This is a genomic window from Pseudomonas sp. GW821-FHT07F01 (assembly GCF_059418825.1).
Map to the genome: position 1 here is coordinate 35,890 of NZ_JBWKQO010000006.1, position 22,031 is coordinate 57,920.

The following is a 22,031-nucleotide window of genomic DNA, read 5'->3' on the forward strand; positions in this document are numbered from 1 at the left end:
TGAACGAGGAATGCCCGATGAGCCACTCATCCCCTGCGCGCGAGGAATACGAAGTTGTCCTGCAGCCCTTGCTGCAAGTGCCCCTGGAGCGCGAGCTGCCCCTGGGGCAGCGCCTCTGGCAACAAGGCTGGTTGCGCAAGAGCCTGATCCTGGTCCTGCTGGCGCTGCTCTGGGAAGCCGTGGCCCGTTACCAGAACAACGACCTGCTGCTACCGAGTTTTCTGCAAACTGCCAGCGCTCTTTACCAGGGCCTGCTCAGCGGCGAATTGCTGGGCAAGGTGGGCATTTCCCTGGTGGTGCTGCTCAAGGGCTACCTGATCGGCATCGTCCTGGCGTTTGCCTTGACCACCCTGGCGGTCTCGACCCGGCTTGGCCGTGACCTGCTGAGCACCCTGACCTCGATGTTCAATCCGCTGCCGGCCATTGCCCTGCTGCCCCTGGCGCTGCTGTGGTTCGGCCTGGGGCAGAACAGCCTGATCTTCGTGCTGGTGCATTCGGTGCTCTGGGCTTTGGCCTTGAACACCTATGCCGGGTTTCTCGGGGTTTCCGAAACCCTGCGCATGGCCGGGCGCAACTACGGCCTCAAGGGCCTGCGCCTGGTGCTGTTCATCCTGATCCCGGCGGCGCTGCCGTCGATTCTCGCCGGGTTGAAGATCGGCTGGGCTTTCGCCTGGCGCACCCTGATCGCTGCCGAGCTGGTGTTCGGCGCCACCAGCGGCAAGGGTGGCCTGGGCTGGTACATCTTCCAGAACCGCAATGAGTTGTACACCGACAAGGTGTTTGCCGGGCTGGCAGTGGTGATCCTCATCGGCCTGCTGGTGGAAAACCTGATCTTCGACACCCTGGAGCGGATCACGGTAAAACGCTGGGGCATGCAGCGCTGAGCTACCTCGTCCGCCAGCCCCCGACCGTAGGAGCTGGCCTGCCAGCGAAAGCGTCCTCAAGGGCTATGCAAGGTTCGAGGGCCCATTCGCCGGCAAGCCGGCTCCTACGCGGCTAGTGGGTTCACGGGTAAGGATTGATCTCCCTCATTTTCCTCGGCGCCAAGCCTGCTAGCATTGCGCCTGGATCATCCCTGACCAGTCACGAGTGCTCAGCATGCAACTTCCGGACATGAACCTTCTGGTGGCCCTCGACGCCCTGCTCGACGAGGGCAGCGTGGTGGGCGCGGCGCGGCGCATGAACCTCAGCCCGGCGGCCATGAGCCGGACCCTGACGCGGATCCGCGACGCCCTCGGCGACCCGGTGCTTGTACGTGCCGGACGCGGCCTGGTGCCCACCCCCAAGGCCCTGGAACTGCGCAGCCAGGTGCGCGATGTAGTGGAGCAGGCGGCGCTGGTGTTCCGCTCGGCGGACAAGGTCGACCTGGGTTCCCTGCAGCGGCGCTTCAACGTGCGCGCCAACGATTTTTTCGTCGGTGTGTATGGCGGTCGCCTCATCGATACCCTGGAGCGTCAGGCGCCCTTGTGCGAGCTGCGCTTCGTGCCCGAAGGCGATGGCGATGACGAGGCCCTGCGGGAGGGAAGGATCGACCTGCGGATTAGCAACACCCGGCCCCTGACCCCGGAAGTCAAGGTGCAGAACCTGTTCACCACCGCCTTTGTCGGCCTGGTGCGCGAAGGCCACCCGCTGTTGGACGAAGACATCACCGCCGAGCGTTTTGCCGCGTTTCCCCACATCAGCATGTCTCGCCGGGGCATAGCCCGTGGACCTATCGATGCGGCCCTGGCCGAGCAGGGCCTGGAGCGCCGGGTGCCGCTGATTGCCCCGAGCTTCCACGCCGCCATGTTCATGCTGCCGGATTCGGACCTGATTTTGCCGGTGCCCCAGGAAACCCTGCTCAGCGTCTCGCGCCTGGGCCTGCGCTTGCGTTCGTTCGTGCTGCCGATTTCCCTGCCGACCCTGGTCCTGACCCAGGCCTGGCATCCGCGCTACGACAAGGACCCGGCGCACAAGTGGTTTCGCGAAACCCTGCGCACCTCCTGCCAGGCCACCTGGCAAGAAGCCCAGCCGACCTCCTCGTAGGAGCCGGCTTGCCGGCGCAAGCGGTCTTGAGGGCCCCTTCGCTGGCAAGCCAGCTCCTACGGTCAACAGGGTGAATCATTGCGTCTGACGCACTTATAAACTGTCGATAAGTCAGTTTTCGTCAGCATCGGCTGTTCATAAACTGCTCTGGTTTTCTTGTCTGGAGCAGTATTTCCATGAGTTCCCTCGCTGTCGCTGCGCCTGCTTCGGTTGAAGCCGCCAGCAAGCCGGCAGCCATTGCACCGCCGGTGTTCGGGCCGCGGATCATCATCGGCCTGGTGGGCGTGCTGCTGGCGGTGCTGGTCTCGGGCCTCAACGAGATGGTGACCAAGATCGCCCTGGCGGACATTCGTGGTGCGCTGTTCATCGGCTACGACGAAGGCACCTGGCTGGTGGCCTGCTACACCGCCACCTCGGTGGCGGCCATGGCCTTCGCGCCCTGGTGTTCGGTGACCTTTTCCCTGCGGCGCTTCACCCTGTGTGCCATTGGCCTGTTCACCCTGCTGGGGGTGCTGTGCCCCTTCGCCCCGAACTACGAAAGCCTGTTGCTGTTGCGCACCCTGCAAGGCCTGGCCGGCGGCGCGCTGCCGCCGATGCTGATGACCGTGGCCCTGCGTTTCCTGCCGGCCAACGTCAAGCTCTACGGCCTGGCCGGCTATGCCCTGACCGCCACCTTCGGCCCCAGCCTGGGCACGCCCCTGGCGGCACTCTGGACCGAGTACGTGGGCTGGCAATGGGCGTTCTGGCAGGTGGTGCTGCCTTGCCTGCTGGCGATGGCGGCGGTGGCCTACGGCCTGCCCCAGGACCCGCTGCGCCTGGAGCGTTTCAAGCAGTTCAACTGGCGCGGCCTGCTGCTGGGCTTTCCGGCGATCTGCATGCTGGTGATCGGTATCCTGCAGGGCAACCGCCTGGACTGGTTCGAGTCGCCGCTGATCTGTGTGCTGCTGGCCGGCGGCCTGGTGCTGCTGGTGCTGTTCATGATCAACGAGTGGTCGCAGCCGATTCCGTTCTTCAAGCTGCAGATGCTCGGCATCCGCAACCTGTCCTTCGCCCTGCTGACCCTGGCCGGGGTGCTGGTGGTACTGACGGCGGTGATCATCATCCCGTCCGCCTATCTGGCTCAGGTCCAGGGCTACCGGCCGTTGCAGACCGCGCCGGTGATGCTGGTGATGGCCCTGCCGCAACTGCTTGCGCTGCCCCTGGTGGCAGCACTGTGCAACCTGCGCTGGGTCGATTGCCGCTGGGTGCTGGGGATCGGCCTGGGCATGCTGGTGCTGTCCTGTCTGGGCGGTACGCACCTGACCTCGGCCTGGATCCGTGACGACTTCTATGTGCTGCAACTGCTGCAGATCTTCGGCCAGCCCATGGCAGTGCTGCCATTGCTGATGCTTTCCACCGGCAGTATCACCCCGATGGAAGGGCCTTTTGCCTCGGCGTGGTTCAACACCGTGAAAGGCCTGGCGGCGGTGATTGCCACCGGTGTGCTGGATGTGCTGACCACCCGCCGCCTGCATTTTCATTCGACCATGCTGGTGGACAGCCTGGGCAACTCGCCTCTGGTGGACGACGGCGTCGCCGGCCTGGCCCGGCGCCTGCACCAGCAGGCCGTGGTGCTGACCTCCGCCGACCTCTACTACTGCATGGCAGGGCTGGCCGCTGTGCTGATCCTGCTGATTTTCTGGCTGCCGACGCGGATCTACCCACCGCGGGCGCCGACTTGAACGAGACCTTTGTCATGACGACCCAGAACAAACACAAAATCGCCATTGCGGTAGCGGCAGTGGCGGCCCTTGGCGTGCTGGCCTACCTGGCGCTGCCGGGGCTGTTCGGCCGCGCCGGCGAGCAGACCACCAACGACGCCTTCATCGCCGCCGACTACACCCTGGTGGCCCCGCGCGTGGCGGGGTTCATCAAGGAAGTGCTGGTGGAGGACAACCAGCAGGTCAAGGCCGGGCAACTGCTGGCGCTGATCGACGACCGTGACCTGCGCGCCGCGGCCCAGGCGGCGGATGCCGAGACCCTGGTGGCCAAGGCGCAGTTGCAGAACGCCCGGGCGACCCTGGACCGGCAGAGTTCGGTGATCGCCCAGGCCCAGGCTGCCTTGAGCGCGGCCCAGGCCGAGCGAGCCTTTGCCGAGCATGAACTGAACCGCTACAACCACCTGGCCGGGGTCGGCGCCGGCACGGTGCAGAACGCCCAGCAGGCCCGGACCCGCATCGACCAGGCCAGCGCCCGGCTGGCCACCGCCACCGCAGCCCTGGCGGCGGAGCGCAAGCAGGTGGAGATCCTCACCGCTCAGCGCGACGCCGCCGAAGGCGGCTTGAAACGTGCCCAGGCGGCCCTGGAAATGGCCAGCTACGAGTTGTCCTACACGCGCATCGTGGCGCCGGTGGACGGCATGGTCGGCGAGCGCGCGGTGCGGGTCGGTGCCTATGTCACCCCGGGCAGCAAGATCCTTGCCGTGGTGCCGCTGCAGCAGGCCTATGTACTGGCCAACTTCCAGGAAACCCAGCTGACGGCCATGCATGCCGGGCAGGTGGTGGAGGTGCGGGTCGACAGCCTGGGCGGCGAGACCCTGCATGGTCGGGTGGAAAGCCTGGCCCCGGCCACCGGTGTGACCTTCGCCGCGGTGAAGCCGGATAACGCCACCGGCAACTTCACCAAGGTGGTGCAGCGCATTCCGGTGAAGATCCTTCTGGAACCCAACCAGCCGTTGGCCGAGCGGTTGCGGGTGGGCATGTCGGTGGAAGCCAGCGTGGACACCCACAGCTCTGCCACCAGCGCCCGCGAGGTGACCCAGCGATGAGCCGCGAACGCAGCCGTCACAGACGCTCCCACGGGCTCCGCACTCTGCTGGCGCTGAGCCTGCTGTCCCTGGCCGCGTGCAATGTCGGCCCGGATTTCCAGAGGCCCCAGGCGACCCAGGTCCAGGCCTGGTCTGCCCCGGCCCAGGCCGCTGCCAGCCAGGCGGTGGACAGTGCCATGCAGGAGCGCTGGTGGGAGGTGTTCAACGACCCGCAACTGTCGGCCCTGAGCCGTCGCGTCCTGAGCGATAACCTCGACCTGCAACTGGCCACCAGCCGTTTGCAGCAGAGCCGGGCGGCGCGCCAGGTCATCACTGCCGAACGCTATCCGAGCACCTCGGCCAATGGCGGCTACGGGCGCAAGCGCAACAGTGCCGAGGGCCTGAACGACCCTTCGGGGAACAACGGAAAATCGGCCTTCAATCTCTGGGAAGCGGGCTTCTCCGCCTCCTGGGAGCTGGATTTCTGGGGCCGGGTGCGGCGCGAAACCGAGGCCGCCGACGCGACCCTGGAAGTGGCGGAGAACGACCGGCGCGGGGTGCTGCTGTCGGTGCTGGCGGAAACCGCCCAGGACTACATCCAACTGCGCGGCGTGCAGAGCACCCGGGCGGTCACCGAGCAGAACCTCGAGGTCGCCCGGCACAGCCTGAAGCTCTCGCAACTGCGCCTGGCCGACGGCGTGGCCACCGACCTGGACGTGGCCGAAGCCGCCGCCCAGGTCGCCACCATCGAGGCGCAACTGCCGGAGCTGCAACAGCGCCAGGCGCAGTTGATCAATGCCCTCAGCCTGCTGCTGGGGGAGCCACCCCAGGCCTTGCACCAGGAACTGGCCAGCGATGCGCCAGTGCCGCAACCGCCATCCCAGGTGGCTATCGGCCTGCCTTCGCAACTGGCCGAGCGGCGTCCGGATATCCGCCAGGCCGAGGCGCGCCTGCATGCAGCCACGGCCAGCATCGGTGTGGCCAAGGGCGATTTCTATCCGCGCATTACCCTGTCCGGCAACTTCGGCTCCCAGGCCCTGCAACTGGCGGACTTCGGTTCCTGGAGTTCGCGGCAGTTCGGCATCGGCCCGCAGTTCAGCCTGCCGCTGTTCGATGGCGGCCGCCTGCGGGGCATGCTCCAGTTGCGCGAGGCCCAGCAGCAGGAAGCAGCCCTGGCCTACCAGCAGACGGTGCTGCGGGCCTGGCACGAAATCGACGACCAATTGACCCGCTACAACGCCAGCCAGTTGCGCCGCGACAGCCTGGCCGAAGCGGTACGGCAGAACCAGATCGCCCTGCGCACGGCACAGCAGCAGTACATCGAAGGGGTGGTGGATTTCGTCAACGTGCTGACTGTGCAGGGGGCCTTGCTGGCAACCCAGGAGCAGTTGGTGGAAAGCTCGGCCGGAGTGTCCCTGGCCATGGTTGGCCTGTACAAGGCGCTGGGGGGTGGTTGGCAGTCGGTCTATCCATTGCAGGCTGCCAGCCAGCCACGTTGAAAAGCGTTTTGCCTGGATTGAGAAAAAAGTGTAATGATAATTGCTCTCAATCATGTGCGCAGTTTCATTCATGCAAGCCACCACTGACGGCAACGCTCAACTCCATCGTCTGTATCAGGATCATCACGGCTGGTTGCAGGGCTGGTTGCGCAAGCGCCTGGGCGATCGCGAGCATGCCGCGGACGTGGCGCAGGACACCTTCCTGCGCCTCTTGCTCTCGGGGCGTTTTCCCGGGCAGCAGGAAAGCCGCAGCTACCTGGCGCAGATCGCCCGCAACCTGGTGGTCGACCAATGGCGGCGCGCGCGCATCGAGCGCGCCTACCTGGAAAGCATCGCCCACTTGCCGGAGCCGCAGACCCCCTCCCTGGAAAGCCGCGCGCTGATTCTCGAAACCCTGATGCAGATCGACGCCATGCTCGACCGCATGCCGGACAAAGTGCGCCAGGCCTTTGTCATGTCGCAGTTCGAGGGGCTGGGCTATGCGCAGATTGCCGAGCGCCTGGAGGTTTCCGTCAGCTCGGTGCAGAAGTACATGACCCGTGCGATCCAGGCCTGTTACCAGGTGCTCTACGCAGAATGAAACCTCATCAAGCACCCATTGCCCCCAGCGTTGTCGAGCAGGCCAGCAAGTGGCTGATGCTGCATTGGGGCGGCGAATTGAGCGCGCAGCAGCGCAGCGCCTTCGACGCCTGGCAGCAGGCCGATCCCGAGCATCAGCGAGCCTGGCAACGCCTGCAGCAACTGCAGCAGACCCTGCAAGGCGTGCCGGAACACAGCACCCATGTACTGTTGGCCAAGGCGCCGGACCAGCAGCGCCGCGCCGCACTGAAGCTGCTCGGCTTGCTGCTGGTGGCCGGTGGCAGCGGCTACCTGGTGCAGGACAGCCAGCCCTGGCGAGCGGCCTTCGCCGGGCAGCGCAGCGCCACCGGGGAAATACGCCACCTGACCCTGAGCGACGGCAGCCGCCTGGACCTCAACAGCGCCAGCGCCGTCGACCTGCTGTTCAGCGCCAGCGAACGGCGCATCCGCCTGATCCAGGGCGAGATCCTGCTGACCAGCGGGCATGACCCGTCGCGGCCGCTGATCGTGGAAACCCCCGCCGGCGATATCCAGGCCCTGGGCACACGTTTCGCCGTGCGCGAATTGGACGGCGGCACCCGGGTCGATCTTTACGAAGGGGCGCTGCGGATCAGCCCCCGCCATGCACAGGCCCTGCAACTGAATGCCGGCGAACGCCTGTGGTTCGACGCCGGCCGGGTGTCGGCCCGGCAAGTGGCCCAGGTCAATGCCAGCAGCTGGAGCGAGGGCCGGTTGATTGCCGAACGCCAGCCCCTGGGGCAGTTCGTCGCTGAGCTGTCACGGTATCGGCCAGGGGTGCTGCGCTGCGATGAGCAGGTGGCGGGCTTGCTGCTGACCGGGGTCTTTCCCCTGGCCGACAGCGATGCGGTGCTCGCCGCCCTGGAGCGCTCGCTACCGGTACGGGCCCATGCGGTGACCCGCTACTGGGTAACCCTCAAGCCGCGAGGCTGAATGCAAAAATATTTTGTCAGGCGGTTGTCGATTCCGGCGCGCCGTTCGGGATACCCCATGAAAGCCGATCAAGACGCATTCTCATGGGGAGTTCAGGAATGCCTTACCAGACCGCTGCATCCATTTTGACCCTGGGCGCTACCGCGCGCCGCCGAGCCTTTGTTGCGCTGCTGGCGGTGGCACCCGTGCTGCCAGGCATTGTCCAGGCCGAGCCGGGCAGCCAGAGCCAGGCCCGCGACTACCAGATCGCCCCCGGCAACCTCGACCAGGTGCTGAACCGCTTTGCCAGTGCGGCGGGGATTCTCCTGTCGGTGGATGCGAGCATGACGGCCGGCAAGCACAGCCAGGGCCTGCAAGGTCGCTACGAAGTGGCGCAAGGGCTGCACCAGCTCCTCGCGGGGACCGGCCTGCAAGCCACCCAGAGTGGCGCCAGCTGGGGGCTGCAGCCAGTGGCCCAGGGCGCTGCGCTGGAGCTGGGGCCAACCCGCATCGGCGCCACCCAAGTGGATGAAAATGCCTGGGGCGCGGTGCCGGGGATCGTGGCCAAGCGCAGCGCCACCGGCAGCAAGACCGACTCGGCGCTGGTGGAGATTCCGCAGACCATCAACGTGATCGGCGCCAAGGAGATCAGCGCCCGTGGTGCCCAGAGCGTGACCGAGGCGCTGCTCTATACCCCGGGCATGACCGGCGGCGGCTTTTCCGACCGGGTGAAGATTTTCGACGAACCCACCTCCCGTGGTTTTTCACCGACTCCGCTGTACCTCGACGGCCTGCACTTGCCCTATGGCGGTGGCAGTACCGGTGGTGCCCTGCAGATCGAGCCCTATTCCCTGGAGCGCATCGAAGTGCTCAAGGGCCCGGCCTCGGTGCTCTACGGGCAGAACCAGCCGGGCGGGATCGTCAACATGGTCAGCAAGCGGCCCACCGAGACCCCCGTGCATCAGCTGAAAGTGGAAGCCGGCAGCTACGACCACAAGAGCATCGCCCTGGACCTGGGCGGCCCGCTGGATGAGCAGGGGCAGTTCCTCTATCGCCTGACCGGCCTGGCCAGCGACAGCCAGGACGCCATCGATTACGTGCAGCGCCAGCGTCAGTTCATCGCCCCGAGCCTGACCTGGCGGCCGGATGACGACACCCAACTGACGGTGTTTGCCCAGTTCCAGAAGGACAACGACGTGCCCGAGGCCCAGGGCCTGCCCAGCGTGGGCACGGTGTTCGCCAACCCCAACGGCAAGATCGACCGCGACCTGTTTCTCGGCGAGCCCGGGGTCAATGCCTACGACCGTGACCAGTTCGTCGTGGGCTACGAGTTCTCCCATCGCCTGAACGATGTCTGGACCCTGAAGCAGAATGCCCGCTACGCCGACGTCGACGACCGTTACCGTGCGCCGCTGCACGGCTACAAGTTCGTCACCAACCCCAAGACCGGGCTCGACGACCAGCGCTACATGACCCGCTACGGGGTCGACTGGAAGCAGCACAACAAGGTCTTCGGCGTGGATAACATCGCCCAGGCCGAGTTCGACACCGGGCCGTTCAACCACACGGTGCTGGTGGGGCTGGATTACTACCACTTCAATTCGAAATACCACGGCAAGTACGACTACAACCCGCCGATTCTCGACATGTTCACCCCTACTTACGGCCAGTCGCTGAATTTCGGCAACGCTTACCAGTGGGACAACACCATCATCCAGACCGGCCTCTACGTGCAGGACCAGATCAAGTACGAGAAGTGGGTGCTGGTGCTGGGCGGTCGCAACGATTGGGCGGAAACCGACAACAAGGCGCCGCTGGGTGGGGCCCATACCAACGTCAAGAACCAGTCCTTCACCGGGCGCGGGGGGCTGGTGTACCTGTTCGACAACGGGCTGGCGCCCTTTGTCAGCTACTCGGAATCCTTCCTGCCGTTGAGCGGCACCAGCTTCCAGCGCAGCGCGTTCGAGCCTTCCACCGGCAAGCAGTACGAAGTGGGGGTGAAATTCCAGCCTCCGGGCCAGGAGAGCTTCGTCCAGGTATCGGCCTATCAGCTGGACCAGGAGAACATTCTGACCACCGACCTGGCCAACCCCGGGTTCAGTATCCAGAGCGGCGCGGTGCGCTCCCGGGGTATCGAGCTTGAAGCCAAGGCCAGCCTCAGCGAATCGCTGGACGTGATTGCCTCGGCATCGCGCAACGACATCAAGTACACCAAGGACAACGATGGCCGCGAGGGTCGCCACCCGGCGGGCATGCCACCCCTGACTGCTGCGTTGTGGCTCAACTACACCATCCTGGGCGACACCCCCCTGGCAGGCCTGGGAGCGGGCGTCGGCGCCCGCTACGTCAAGGGCAGCTACGGCACCGACTACGACGGCGCCTTCCAGATCCCTTCCTACACCGTGTACGACGCCGGCCTGACCTACGACCTTGAAAAGTCGCCGTTGCAGCTCAAGGGCGTGAAGCTGGCGCTGAACGTGAAGAACCTCACCGACAAGACCTACGTCGCCAAATGCACCAGCATCTGGGACTGCTACTACGGCGAAGGCCGGACCATGGTCTCGAGCCTGACTTATGACTGGTAAGGGGCCGTCTGACTGATTTGCAGGTCCCTGGTTCGCTCTCGGCTGTTTGTGGGAGCTGGCTTGCCAGCGAAGGCGTCTGCCAGGCCGCCTTCGCTATCAAGGATTCTGCAAGAACACCACGTAGCCCTTGAACCAGGGGCTGTCGCGCAGGGCCTGGGGTTCCTGCCATTCACCGCCCTGGATCAGGCCGACCTTGTAGGGCAGGCCCATGCGGTCCAGGCGCGGCAGGTAGCTGGCGTAGTTGGGGATGCTGCGGCGGCCCTGGTAGGTCTGCACCACCACTTCGTCCACCACGCCCTTGAGCTGGGCGATGGCTTGCGGGTCGGCGTTGCTGCCCCAGTCCATCAACCCGGTGATGCTCAGGCGGTAGTGCGCCGGCAGGCGCTGGCGCAGGTCGCGCAGGAAGTGGCCATAGCGCTCCAGGTCGTGGGTGCTGCTGTCGAAATCGATCTGGATGCCCACCACCTGGGTGCCCGTGGCCTGCCAACGCCGGACCTGGCCCAGCAACTGGTCATACAGCGGTTCGGGCCAGGCCAGGGTGTGGGCGCGGTAGACCACCCACACCTGCTCCTGGCGCAGACGCGACACCGGCAGGCCCTGGGCGATGAGCTGGACGCCGCTGGCCGGATGGCGCCGCGAACGGCTGATCTGGCCCTGGAGGAGGTACAGGGTCCTGGCCTGGCCCAGCACCGGCTGGGTCTTGACCCCGCTCCACAGCCAGAAGGCGTCGTAGTCGGCGGCGTCCACTGCCGCGCTGGCCGGCGTTGCCCAGCACAGCCACAGCAGCAGGCCATAGCCCAGGCGCTTGCCTACCAGTAGTAACGCAGCGACTGGGCCCACTGGGTATCCCCCAACTTGGTCTTCAACTGGCGGAACCAGGCCTTGCGCACGGCGGGCTCGACGCCGGCACCGCCACAGTTGTTATGGCCCGAGGAGGCGTAGCAGTTGATGGCTCGGTACAGCGCGTAGGCGCGATCGTCACGGCTGGCCTTGGGGTTGTTGATTACCACCTGATAGCCGTCGAGCCGCGAGAACGGCTTGCCCGGGAACGTGTCCTGGGTACCGCCCAGGTTCTGGGCCGGTGGCGGTGTGTCCAGAGGCATGCGGTCGAAGCCGCTGAAACGCATGAACTCGCCGAGGCAGAGCAGCCCGGCCGGGGCTTTCGGGTCACGCTGCAGGAGGGCGGCCGTCTCCAACAGGCTTGGGCAGCGGTAGTCGGGTTTTTCTTCTTCGGGCTGTGGGCCATTCCAGTGGAAGTCCTGCAACGGCGGGGTATCGAGGTAGATGTAGCCCAGGCTGGCGGCAAGGCTAGCGTCGGGCAGGGTGGGCGGCAGTTGCTCGAAGTCTTTGCCGAAGGCCGCGTACTGGCCGCGGGTCAGGTCCTTGTACAGCAGGATAAAACGCGCGGCGTTGCGTTCCGCTGGCAACTCGGCCTTCTGCGCTTGCTGGCGCAGCAGTTGGGGAGAGGCCACCTGGCGCAGGAGAATGGCGCGCACCTGGGCAGCCTTGATCGGCGAGCCGTCGGCGAACACCTTGGCCAGTTGCCCGCTGCGCTCGTAGCTGTAGGCCAGGGCCAGTTCCAACTGTTCACGTTGCAGCGGTTGCTGGGCCAGGGGCAGCAATTGCAGCCACAGCGCCTCGGCGCCTTTCCAGTCCTGCTGGGCCTGCAGGGCCAGGCCACGCAGGATCTGCTGGCTGAAGCTCAGGTAGTCCAGTTGCGCAGGCACTTGGCTGGGCAATTGTTTGAGCGCCGCCGCCGGTTGTTTTTCGACATACAGGCTGAAAGCGGCCTGGAGGTAGTCGAACAGCGCCGGCTGGCTGGCGAACAGGGCCTTTTGCTGTTGCAGGGCGTCCCGGGTCAGGGGCGCCGATGGGGCGTCGCGCATGCGCATCAGGTCCTTGACCGCCAGCAGCAGCGGAGCCTTGAAGTGGTCTTCGGGCAGGCTCAGCAGTTTGTAGTCGACTTCTTCCACCAGGTCGTCCAGAGGCATGTTGCGCGGGGTGCCGGGAGCCTGGGTCAGTTGCCAGGCGTAGTCCTCGGCCAGGGCCTGGGTGTCGCCCGTCAGCCAGTGCACACGGCGGATCAGACCCTTGGCGGAAACGGCGTAGCGGCCTTGTGGATAAGTCTTCAGGTAGGCCTCGAAACCGGCGCCGGCCTGTTGCAGGACGGGTTTATCCACATGCTCCAGATTGACCATGCTCCATTCATCGAAGGCGTTCTGCTGGGCCAGGTTGAGCAGGGTGCGCGGGCTCATGTAGGCCGCGGTTTCGGCCAGCCAGGGCTGGGGATTGTCCTTTAGCGCGGCAAAACCGTTGCCGGCTTCGTTGAAGCGGCCGCTGTAGAAGTCGGCGGCGGCCTGCAGATAGCTGGCGAACGCCTTGGCCGCCGCCGAGTTCAGGTTGGCCGGCAGCAGCTTGCTCATTTCGCTGGCGTTCCAGTCGCAGCTGGCCAGCAATTGCACCCGGGCCTCGGCCAGGGCCTGGCGTTCTTCCGGGCTCAGTGGCGCCTGGTCGAGCTGCTCCACAAAAGCCAGGGCACTGGCGTCCGAGTTGCTGCGGCAGCGGCTGCCTTCTCCGGAGAGAAAGCCGTTCCCGGCGGCTTCCTTGCTATCGCGACGCAGGCCTACGGCCTGCAGCAGGCTGTCGAGCTGCTCGGTGGCGGGCGAGGGGCCGGGCTTGGGTGGGTTGCCAGTGTCGGGATCGAGTTCGGGCTGCGCCGGGTGCAGGCGATAGTGCATGAAGGGCACAGGGCCGTAGCCCATGCCCAGCTCATCCTGGGTCAGGGCCCGGGGTGCCAGGGGCAGGCTGCCCTGGTCGGCCAGCAGCAGCCGCAAGTTGACCCGGCTGTCGTTGCCTGGGCTGAGAAAGGGCAGGTTGCTGCAACCGTCCAGGCGATTTGAGTAGAGCGACCAGGTCGGCGAGCAGATGTCATCCGAGCTGGCCTGGGCCTGGCCGGCGCACAGGGCGGTGAGGGTCAATGCCGAGAGCAGAAGCTTGCGCATGAATTGTCCTTAATTCAGAAAAGCCATGAGGGCAGGTTCCGAGTGTGGCGAAAATCATACAGAAGGCGCCGGCTGGCACCTACGTCGCTGGTTAGAAAATCCGCCGTTCTGTGACGCGCCTTTGCTGTCCTCCGGTCTATGTTCATCCATTGCCGGTGATGGCCGGGCCTGATCCCGGAAGGCGGTACCCGAGGGCAATCGGCAGGCGTCGCACATGGCATTCGAGGAGCGGCTTTTTACCCTTGCGTCTGTGCTTTGCGGTTTTCCAGGCAAAGGACGATGCTATCGGGGTTTGAGCGACCAGATCAGGCGAGTTTATGGGGAGCAAGGAATGGATTTTCGCAGAGCGCCGGAGTTGATCGGGCGTTTGCAAGAGCAGGCCGTCGTGCCTCGGGAGCAAGGTGTGCAGCGGCTGATGCGCTTGGCGCTGGAGTATTGGTTGCTGCCGGTGTTGCTGTTGGCTGCGGCCGTTCGCTTTTATGACCTGACCGCCGCGGCCATCTGGGGCGACGAAGGTTCCAGCCTGGTGCTCAGCCAGTATTCGCTGAGCGAAATCTGGTTTCATGCGGCCCGCGACGTCCATCCGCCGCTGTATTTCATGCTCTTGCGTGGCTGGATTGAACTGTTCGGCGACGGGATTTTTTCCATTCGCACCTTCAGCGCGCTGCCAGGGATAGTCACCGTAGGGCTCGGCATGTGGCTGGTGGCGCTGCTGGCGACCCGTCGCGCGGCGATTCTCGCCGGTGTGCTGCTGGCCCTGCTGCCCACGGCCGTGCGCTACAGCCAGGAAGTGCGCATGTATGCGCTGCTCGGCCTGTTGCTGTTGGGAGCGACCCTGGCCCTGGTGTACTGGCTGCGCCAGCCTTCGCGTCCCGGCTATCTGGTGAGCTACGCGCTGCTGATGACCCTGGCCTTCTACACCCATTACTTCACGGTGTTCTGCGTGCTGGCGCACTGGCTGTACCTGGCCGTTTCGGGCGTGCGCGCCGAGGGTGGCGGGCGCCTGGTCACCCGCCCGGCCTGGTGGCTGGCGAATGCGGCGATCGTGCTGCTGTTCCTGCCCTGGGTTCCGGAGTTGCTCGACCTGCTGCGGCACATGGACGAGCTGAAGGCCAATGGCGATGTCGGCTGGGAGCCGGTGGTCACCTGGTCTTCGCTGCCGGCGATGGTCTGGCAATTGCTGATCCAGGACGAAGGCGACAACCTGCCAGGTGCGCTGTTCGTGGGCATGCCGCTGCTGTTGCTGGCGGTCTGTAGCGTCCTGGCCTGGCGTGATGGTGCACCTGCCAGGTTCGGCGGGCTGCTGGCGAGTTTCACCCTGCTGCCGTTGTTGTTGGTGTTTGCGGTGTCGTTCGCTTCGCCAGTGTTTATCGAACGCTACCTGACCGCGTATGCCTTGGGCTTGCCGATGATCATGGCGGTGCTCATCGATCGCTGGCTTAAGACTGCCCGGCTGGTGGCGCTGGCGTTGCTACTGGGGTTCGTGGGGCTGGAAGCGGTGGGGCTGAAAAACAACATCGATGTCGACGCCAACGACCAGATCAGCGTGATGGTCGACTACGTCAACCGGCACTACGTCGCGGGCGACCGCATCGTTATCAGCGACATGCTCTGGTACTTGAGCTACGTCTACTACAACCGCACCGATGCCCAGCCGATGCTCTATACGCCGCCGCTGCCGGGAGGCACCTCCAGCAGGCCGAACGCGTACGGCTTCGGCACCCTGATCGACCACCCGGATCAGGTCTACCTGGATCAATTGAGCGCCTTGTCAGTGGGCAGCGGGCGGTATTGGCTGGTGGGGTCGGACGATCAGTCCGAGGAATTCGCGCCATTGCCCCAGGGGTGGCACAAAGTCGGTCAGTTCGCCGCGGGTGGTACTCGGGCCCGCTTGTTTGTCCTCTGTGGCTCGGCAGCCGGCGCTTCCTGTGCCGGGCAATGAACGCGCAGGGTGCCGTTCGGAAGTTCGAGGCCTTGTGTCTTGCAGCGCGACCTAGACTTGCATCAGGAGTCACAGTCCTGTCCCCGCTTGCGGGGCACCGAGGTGCATCATGCGTATGGCAAGAACCGTGCAGCGCAGCCTGGAACAAGCCGCTTGCGAGTTTGATCTGGTGAGCCATCCCCATTCCGCCAGCAGCCTGGAAACGGCGCGGGTGGCGGGGGTACCGGCGGAGCGAGTGGCCAAGTCGGTGATCCTCGACGATCACCACGGCCATTACCTGATGGCGGTGTTGCCGGCCAGTCGGCACCTGGACCTCGGCAAGGTGCGCGGCAGCGGCGAATGGCAGGTCACCCGGGAAAGCACCCTGGCCCACCTGTTCAACGACTGCGAGCGCGGCGCGGTGCCGGCCCTGGGCGAGTCCTATGGGCTGGACGTGGTGATCGACCCGCTGCTGACCCGGCAGAAAGACATCTACCTGGAAGCCGGCAACCACCACAACCTGGTGCACATGAGCATGGCTCAGTACCTGAAGCTGGTGCCCCACGCCGAGGTTTGCGAAGTCTCGCACTGATCAGGAGCCCGACCATGGAAGCACCGACCCACAGCCTGCCAGCGTTGTTCAAGCAGTTGGGGCTGGCCGACGACCCGGTGAGCATCGAGCGTTTCATCGCCACGCATTCGCCGCTCAAACCGGAGCTGCACCTGGCGGACGCATTTTTCTGGAGCGAGAGCCAGGCCGACTTTCTGCGCACGGAAGTGCTCGATGATGCGGATTGGGCCGAGGTGGTGGATCAGTTGGATGTGTTGTTGAGGAAGGGGCGCGGGGGCTGATGAGCTGTAGTTGTTGATATGGAGTATTTAGACCAGAATCACGACCTGAATTGAGGTCATGATTATGCAGAGTATTCTGGCTGACAAAGCCGTCAGCGTATCTGAGTTGAAGAAAAACCCTTCTGCCGTCTTGAGTGGTGCCCAGGGCGGGCCAGTGGCGGTGTTGAATCACAATCGTGTCATGGGCTACATGGTTCCGGCCGAGGTTTTCGAAGCGTTGATGGAACGCCTGGATGATCTGGAGTTGGCCGAAATCATCCGCGAACGCAGCCATGAGACGCCCGTTCCGGTCAGTCTGGATGACTTATAGCCTTGAGTTCCTGCCTTCGGCACACAAGGAATGGAACAAGTTGGGGCATACGCTTCGAGAGCAATTCAAGAAAAAGCTCGCCGAACGGCTTGAGGTGCCGCGAATCCCTGCTGATGCCCTGCATGGGCTTCCCGATTGCTACAAAATCAAACTCAAGGCTTCGGGCTACCGATTGGTTTATCAAGTGATCGAAGAGCGCGTCGTGGTTTGCGTGGTTGCGGTCGGCAAGCGCGAGCGTGGAACCGTTTACGAGCAGGCCAGGAAACGCTGAGGTTCGCTGGCAAGCTGTGCATCTTCACTCTCAGGCAATTGTTACAAAACTTGACTGGATTTATCCGTCAATGACATATTGATAGTTAGCAAACTAACAGTGTGCGAACAATCTTGTGTCCAACTCCCTTGAATCACTCCACATGAATATCAGCAGTGGCATGGTGGTCGCGTCCCGGCATTGGCGGCGGATCTGCCAGACCACGCTGGTCAACTTCGGCATTTCCGAAGCCTGCGCGGTGCCGCTGTTGATGATCGGGCGCCTGGGCGAGGGCGTGCGCCAGGTCACGGTGGCCCAGGCCGCAGGGATGGAAAGCCCGTCCCTGGTGCGCCTGCTGGATCAACTGTGCAGCGCCGGCTACGTGTGCCGCAGCGAAGATCCCCACGACCGCCGGGCCAAATGCCTGAGCCTGACCGACACCGGTCGCGAGCTGGTGCAGGCGGTGGAAAGCGAGTTGGTGCGCCTGCGCCATGAAGTGCTGGAAGGCATTGGCAGCGCCGACCTGGAAGCGGCGTTGCGGGTGATCCGCGCGTTCGAGTCCGCCAGTCATGTACCGGTGCTGCCATCTTGAAAGGCTTCTTTACCGGCATGCCTCCCGCGCGGGACTGGTTCTATGGCGTACGTACCTTCGCCGCGTCGATGATCGCCCTGTACATCGCCATGCTGATGCAGATGCCCCGTCCGTATTGGGCGATGGCCACGGTGTACATCGTCTCCAGCCCCTACGTCGGCCCCACCAGTTCCAAGGCCCTGTACCGGGCGATCGGCACCTTTCTCGGGGCGGCGGCCGCGGTGCTGTTCGTGCCGATGTTCGTGCAGAGCCCCTATCTGCTGGTGGTGATCATCGCCCTGTGGACCGGGATCCTGCTGTTCCTGTCCATGCACCTGCGCACTGCCAACAACTACGCCCTGATGCTGGCCGGCTACACCTTGCCGCTGATCGCCCTGCCGGTGGTGGACAACCCCCTGGGGGTCTGGGACGTCGCCGAGGCGCGGACCGAGGAAATCTTCCTCGGCATCGTTTGCGCCGCGGTGATCGGCAGCATGTTCTGGCCCCGGCGGCTGGCCCCGGTGTTCGTCGATTCCGCCGCCAAGTGGTTCGCCGATGCCGCGCTCTACAGCCAGCGCTTCCTGGCCCGCAACGTCCAGCCCGAGGAAGTCAGTGCCCTGCGCGCGTCCATGGTGGGCACCTTCAACACCCTGGAACTGATGATCGGCCAGTTGCCCCACGAGGGCGCCCGGCCGCAGACCGTGCGCAACACCAAGGAGCTGCGCGGGCGGATGATCAATCTGCTGCCGGTGGTGGATGCTTTGGACGATGCTCTGTACGCCCTGGAACGGCGTACCCCGGAACTGGTGGCGCAGTTCGCCCCCTTGCTGGCCAAGGCCGATGAATGGCTGCAAGGCACCGCCCGGGATGCTTCGGTGGAACGCTGGCAGGCCCTGCGCGATGAACTCGAAGCCTTGCAGCCAAGCCCCGAAGCCCTGGATGACCGGCGCCAGCTGCTGATGTCCAACGCTCTGTATCGCCTCGGCGAGTGGATCGACCTGTGGCAGGACTGCCGCAGCCTGCAGCACGCGATCCAGAGCGAAAGCCAGGCCCCCTGGCGCGCGGTCTACCGGCATTGGCGCCTGGGTCGGTTGACGCCGTTTCTCGATCGCGGGTTGATGCTGTACTCGGCGGGCTCGACGGTCCTGGCGATCATCGTCGCCTCGGTGCTGTGGATTCTCCTGGGCTGGACCGACGGCGGCAGCGCCGTGATCCTGGCGGCGGTGGCCTGCAGTTTCTTTGCTTCCATGGACGACCCGGCGCCGCAGATCTACCGGTTCTTTTTCTGGACCGCGATGTCGGTGCTGTTCGCCAGCCTCTACCTGTTCCTGATCCTGCCCAACCTGCACGACTTCCCGATGCTGGTGCTGGCCTTTGCCGTGCCGTTCATTTGCGTCGGCACCCTGACGGTGCAGCCGCGGTTCTACCTCGGCATGCTGCTGACCATCGTCAACACCTCGTCCTTCATCAGCATCCAGGGCGCCTACGACGCGGACTTCCTGAGTTTTGCCAACTCCAACCTGGCCGGCCCCATGGGCCTGCTGTTCGCCTTTGTCTGGACCCTGATCGCCCGGCCGTTCGGCTCCGAACTGGCGGCCAAGCGCCTGACCCGCTTCAGCTGGCGCGACATCGTCAGCCTCAGCGAACCGGCGACCCTGGCCGAACACCGGCACATGGGTGCACAGATGCTCGACCGCCTGATGCAGCACCTGCCGCGCCTGGCCATGACCGGGCAGGACACCGGCATAGCCCTGCGGGAGTTGCGCGTGGCCCTCAATATGCTGGACCTGCTGGCCTACGCACCGCGGGTGCAGGGTGTGGCCCAGAGCCTGCTGCGCCAGGTGGTGGCCGAGGTGGGCGAGTACTTCAAGGCCTGCCTCAAGGCCGGCGAACGCCTGCCGGCCCCCAGCGGGCTGCTGATGACCCTCGACCGTACCCGCCGCGCCCTCGGCAGCCAGGGCCTGCAAGGCGACCACGAAACCCGCCTGCACCTGCTGCACGCCCTCAGCGGCCTGCGCCTGGCGCTGTTGCCGGGGGTGGAATTCGTCGCCACCGGCGAGCTTGAAGAACCCCTTCCCCATGGCATCGATGGAGCGCCCCTATGATCGGTGATCTGGATATCAGCGGGGTGTTCCTGCCCACGCTGCTGGTGCTGATGGGCATCACTTATGGCTTGTACCTGCTGGTGCACGGGGTGCTGACGCGCTTGCACTTTTATCGTCTGGTCTGGCACCGGGCGCTGTTCAACGTGGGTCTCTACGCTCTGCTACTGGGCGCCGTGGACTCTCTCAGTCGATACCTGATGACATGAAAAAACCTTTATTGACCATTGGCCGTGTGGTCCTGACGTTACTGGTGGTGACCTTCGCGGTCGTGGTGGTCTGGCGCATGGTGATGTACTACATGTTCGCGCCCTGGACCCGGGACGGGCATATCCGCGCCGATATCGTGCAGATCGCTCCGGACGTGTCCGGGCTGATCCAGCAAGTGCAGGTGCGTGACAACCAGCTGGTGCAGCGCGGCCAGGTGCTGTTCAGCATCGACCAGGACCGCTTCAAGCTGGCCCTGCGCCAGGCCAAGGCGGCCCTGGCCGACCGTCAGGAAACCCTGGCCCAGGCCCAGCGCGAGGCCAAGCGCAACCGTGGCCTGGGCAACCTGGTGCCGCGCGAGCAACTGGAAGAAAGCCAGTCCCGCGAGGCCCGCGCCCAGTCGGCCCTGGCCGAGGCCCAGGTGGCGGTGGACAGCGCCCAGCTCAACCTCGACCGCTCGGTGGTACGCAGCCCGGTGGACGGCTACGTCAACGACCGTGCACCGCGCACCCAGGAATTCGTCACCGCCGGGCGCCCGGTGCTATCGGTGGTGGACAGCAACTCCTTCCACATCGATGGCTATTTCGAAGAGACCAAGCTCGATGGCATCCATGTCGGCCAGGCCGTGGATATCCGTGTGATCGGCGACCGTGCGCGGCTGCGCGGGCATGTGGAAAGCATCGTCGCCGGGATCGAGGACCGTGACCGCAGCAGCGGCTCCAACCTGTTGCCCAACGTCAACCCGGCCTTCAGCTGGGTGCGCCTGGCGCAACGGATTCCGGTGCGCATCGCCTTCGACGATGTGCCGGCGGACTTTCGCATGATCGCCGGGCGCACCGCCACGGTGTCGATCCTCGACGACCAGGCCAAGCAGGAGCCCGGCCAATGAACAACGGCGCGCGTTTGGCCCTGGCTGGGCTCGGCCTGCTGCTCTCGGCCTGCCAGATGGTCGGGCCGGATTACCAGGTGCCCGGGGATGCTGCGGTGCAGCGCAAGGATTTGCAGGGCCAGTTGAGCGCCAAGGGCGCCAACGTGGTGTCGGCGCCGGTGCCTGCCGACTGGTGGCGGCTGTACCAGGACCCGCGCCTGGACCAGCTGGTGCAACAGGCCCTGGCTTCCAACACCGACCTGCGGGTGGCGGCGGCCAACCTGGCTCGGGCCCGTGCCCAGGTGGATGAAGCCCAGGCCGCCGGTGGCTGGAGCGGTGGGGTCAAGGCCGGGGTCGAGCGCCTGCAGGAATCCGGCGAAGCCTTCCTGCTGCCGGAAAAGGTGCCAGTGGCCAACGTCGGCAACCTGTCCATCAGCACCTCCTACCAGTTCGACCTGTTCGGCACCTTGCAGCGCGGCATCGAGGCGGCCCAGGCCAATGCCGACGCGACCCAGGCTGCGGCGGATACCGCGCGCATCACCCTGGTGGCGGACGTGGTGCGGGCCTACACCCAGGTTTGCGCGGCCAACGAAGAACGGGAAATCGCCGAGCACTCCCTGAGCCTGCAAGCCCAGAGCACCGAGCTGACCCAGCGCCTGCGCGATGCCGGGCGCGGCGACGAAACCCAGGTCACCCGTTCCCAGACCCAATTCAAATCCCTGCGTGCCGAACTGCCGCGCTATGAGGCGGCGCGCCAATCGGGCCTGTTCCGCCTGTCGATGCTGCTGGCCAAGCCGCTGGATCAATTGCCCGCCGGCACCGACAGCTGCGCCCAGTTGCCGCATATCACCCAGCTGTTGCCGGTGGGCGATGGCGCGGCGCTGCTCAAGCGCCGCCCCGACGTACGGCAGGCCGAGCGCCAGCTGGCCGCCGCCACCGCGCGAATCGGCGTGGCCACCGGGGCCCTGTATCCGGATATCAGCATCGGCGCGACGGTCGGCACCGTGGGCATCCTCGACAACCTCGGCAAGCCTTCCACCAATCGCTGGGGCTTCGGCCCGCTGATCAGCTGGACGGTGCCGGCCAATGGCGCCCGCGAGCGCATTCATGAAGCCGAGGCCGCCAGCCAGGGCGCCCTGGCGCATTTCGATGGGGTGGTGCTCAACGCCATCCGCGAAACCCAGACCGGCCTGGCCCAGTACAGCGCGCAACTGCAGCGCCGCGATGCCCTGGCGGATGCCGAGCAGTCGGCGCAACTGGCGGCGGACCAGACCCACCGCTTCTTCCAGGCCGGGCGCGCGTCCTTCCTCGCCGACCTGCAGGCCACCCGTACCTACACCGATATGCGCGCGCAACTGGCGGCGGCCAACACCCAGGTAGCCATGAGCCAGATCGATCTGTTCCTGGCCCTGGGCGGCGGTTGGGAAAGCGGACGAACGCAAGGCCCGGAGCACGCGAAACCCTGAGGCGGTTGCTATGCTTTGATCAGTTGGAAAAGTGCCTTGTGCAACGTGCCTTCCAACCGATCAAAGCATGTGATGGTCA

20 protein-coding genes are annotated in these 22,031 nt (G+C 65.3%); 18 read left to right on the top strand and 2 right to left on the bottom strand.

Annotated elements, in window-relative coordinates; translation table 11 throughout:
• Positions 1-17: 17 nt before the first annotated feature.
• The 8 genes from AC07R1_RS22010 (at position 18) to AC07R1_RS22045 (ending at position 10,403) form a co-directional block, all read left to right on the top strand.
• Positions 18-884, top strand: coding sequence for an ABC transporter permease (locus AC07R1_RS22010; RefSeq protein WP_011058521.1), 867 nt, complete (start codon positions 18-20; stop codon positions 882-884).
• Positions 885-1,098: 214 nt separating this feature from the next.
• Positions 1,099-2,025, top strand: a complete 927-nt coding sequence (locus AC07R1_RS22015) for a LysR family transcriptional regulator (protein WP_011058522.1) — start codon at positions 1,099-1,101, stop codon at positions 2,023-2,025.
• A gap of 176 nt (positions 2,026-2,201) precedes the next feature.
• Entirely contained in the window at positions 2,202-3,746 is a 1,545-nt protein-coding gene (locus tag AC07R1_RS22020) for an MFS transporter (RefSeq protein ID WP_011058523.1), read from the top strand.
• Between the two features lie 14 nt (positions 3,747-3,760).
• Positions 3,761-4,831: an HlyD family secretion protein gene (locus AC07R1_RS22025; RefSeq protein ID WP_011058524.1), complete on the top strand. Its 1,071-nt coding sequence runs from the start codon at positions 3,761-3,763 to the stop codon at positions 4,829-4,831.
• Complete coding sequence (locus AC07R1_RS22030) at positions 4,828-6,309, top strand: efflux transporter outer membrane subunit (protein WP_072453136.1); 1,482 nt, start codon at positions 4,828-4,830, stop codon at positions 6,307-6,309. The genes AC07R1_RS22025 and AC07R1_RS22030 overlap by 4 nt, the downstream gene beginning before the upstream one ends.
• Positions 6,310-6,379: 70 nt before the next feature.
• Positions 6,380-6,889: a sigma-70 family RNA polymerase sigma factor gene (locus tag AC07R1_RS22035; protein ID WP_011058526.1), complete on the top strand. Its 510-nt coding sequence runs from the start codon at positions 6,380-6,382 to the stop codon at positions 6,887-6,889.
• Positions 6,886-7,839, top strand: coding sequence for a FecR domain-containing protein (locus AC07R1_RS22040; RefSeq protein WP_019093513.1), 954 nt, complete (start codon positions 6,886-6,888; stop codon positions 7,837-7,839). The genes AC07R1_RS22035 and AC07R1_RS22040 overlap by 4 nt, the downstream gene beginning before the upstream one ends.
• Before the next feature lie 98 nt (positions 7,840-7,937).
• A complete protein-coding gene (locus AC07R1_RS22045) occupies positions 7,938-10,403 on the top strand; it encodes a TonB-dependent siderophore receptor (protein WP_053148377.1) in 2,466 nt (821 codons plus the stop codon).
• 96 nt (positions 10,404-10,499) lie between these two features.
• Here AC07R1_RS22045 and AC07R1_RS22050 read toward each other — a convergent pair whose 3' ends face one another.
• A complete protein-coding gene (locus AC07R1_RS22050) occupies positions 10,500-11,243 on the bottom strand; it encodes a DUF3142 domain-containing protein (RefSeq protein ID WP_495110939.1) in 744 nt (247 codons plus the stop codon).
• Positions 11,213-13,405 carry a PA5441 family protein gene (locus AC07R1_RS22055; protein ID WP_495110940.1) on the bottom strand — a complete coding sequence of 731 codons (2,193 nt, stop codon included), beginning with the start codon at positions 13,403-13,405 and terminating at the stop codon, positions 11,213-11,215. Before AC07R1_RS22055 ends, AC07R1_RS22050 begins: the two co-directional genes overlap by 31 nt.
• Positions 13,406-13,736: 331 nt before the next feature.
• On the opposite strand from AC07R1_RS22055, the gene AC07R1_RS22060 reads away from it, so the two are divergent.
• The 10 genes from AC07R1_RS22060 (at position 13,737) to AC07R1_RS22105 (ending at position 21,952) form a co-directional block, all read left to right on the top strand.
• Positions 13,737-15,347 carry a glycosyltransferase family 39 protein gene (locus AC07R1_RS22060; protein WP_495110941.1) on the top strand — a complete coding sequence of 537 codons (1,611 nt, stop codon included), beginning with the start codon at positions 13,737-13,739 and terminating at the stop codon, positions 15,345-15,347.
• A 109-nt stretch (positions 15,348-15,456) separates the two neighbouring features.
• Positions 15,457-15,918: an aminoacyl-tRNA deacylase gene (locus AC07R1_RS22065; protein WP_011058532.1), complete on the top strand. Its 462-nt coding sequence runs from the start codon at positions 15,457-15,459 to the stop codon at positions 15,916-15,918.
• Between the two features lie 14 nt (positions 15,919-15,932).
• Positions 15,933-16,178, top strand: a complete 246-nt coding sequence (locus AC07R1_RS22070) for a DUF2789 domain-containing protein (RefSeq protein ID WP_011058533.1) — start codon at positions 15,933-15,935, stop codon at positions 16,176-16,178.
• 64 nt (positions 16,179-16,242) lie between these two features.
• Positions 16,243-16,488, top strand: a complete 246-nt coding sequence (locus AC07R1_RS22075) for a type II toxin-antitoxin system Phd/YefM family antitoxin (protein ID WP_011058534.1) — start codon at positions 16,243-16,245, stop codon at positions 16,486-16,488.
• Entirely contained in the window at positions 16,478-16,759 is a 282-nt protein-coding gene (locus tag AC07R1_RS22080; RefSeq protein WP_011058535.1) for a type II toxin-antitoxin system RelE family toxin, read from the top strand. The genes AC07R1_RS22075 and AC07R1_RS22080 overlap by 11 nt, the downstream gene beginning before the upstream one ends.
• 142 nt (positions 16,760-16,901) lie before the next feature.
• Positions 16,902-17,330 (top strand): MarR family winged helix-turn-helix transcriptional regulator, encoded by a 429-nt coding sequence (locus AC07R1_RS22085; RefSeq protein ID WP_011058536.1) that lies wholly within the window; start codon positions 16,902-16,904, stop codon positions 17,328-17,330.
• A complete protein-coding gene (locus AC07R1_RS22090) occupies positions 17,327-19,414 on the top strand; it encodes an FUSC family protein (RefSeq protein WP_041751900.1) in 2,088 nt (695 codons plus the stop codon). Before AC07R1_RS22085 ends, AC07R1_RS22090 begins: the two co-directional genes overlap by 4 nt.
• Positions 19,411-19,620 (top strand): DUF1656 domain-containing protein, encoded by a 210-nt coding sequence (locus AC07R1_RS22095; protein WP_011058538.1) that lies wholly within the window; start codon positions 19,411-19,413, stop codon positions 19,618-19,620. Before AC07R1_RS22090 ends, AC07R1_RS22095 begins: the two co-directional genes overlap by 4 nt.
• A complete protein-coding gene (locus tag AC07R1_RS22100; protein ID WP_011058539.1) occupies positions 19,617-20,507 on the top strand; it encodes an efflux RND transporter periplasmic adaptor subunit in 891 nt (296 codons plus the stop codon). Before AC07R1_RS22095 ends, AC07R1_RS22100 begins: the two co-directional genes overlap by 4 nt.
• Positions 20,504-21,952 (top strand): efflux transporter outer membrane subunit, encoded by a 1,449-nt coding sequence (locus tag AC07R1_RS22105; protein WP_011058540.1) that lies wholly within the window; start codon positions 20,504-20,506, stop codon positions 21,950-21,952. Before AC07R1_RS22100 ends, AC07R1_RS22105 begins: the two co-directional genes overlap by 4 nt.
• The last annotated feature ends 79 nt before the right edge of the window (positions 21,953-22,031 follow it).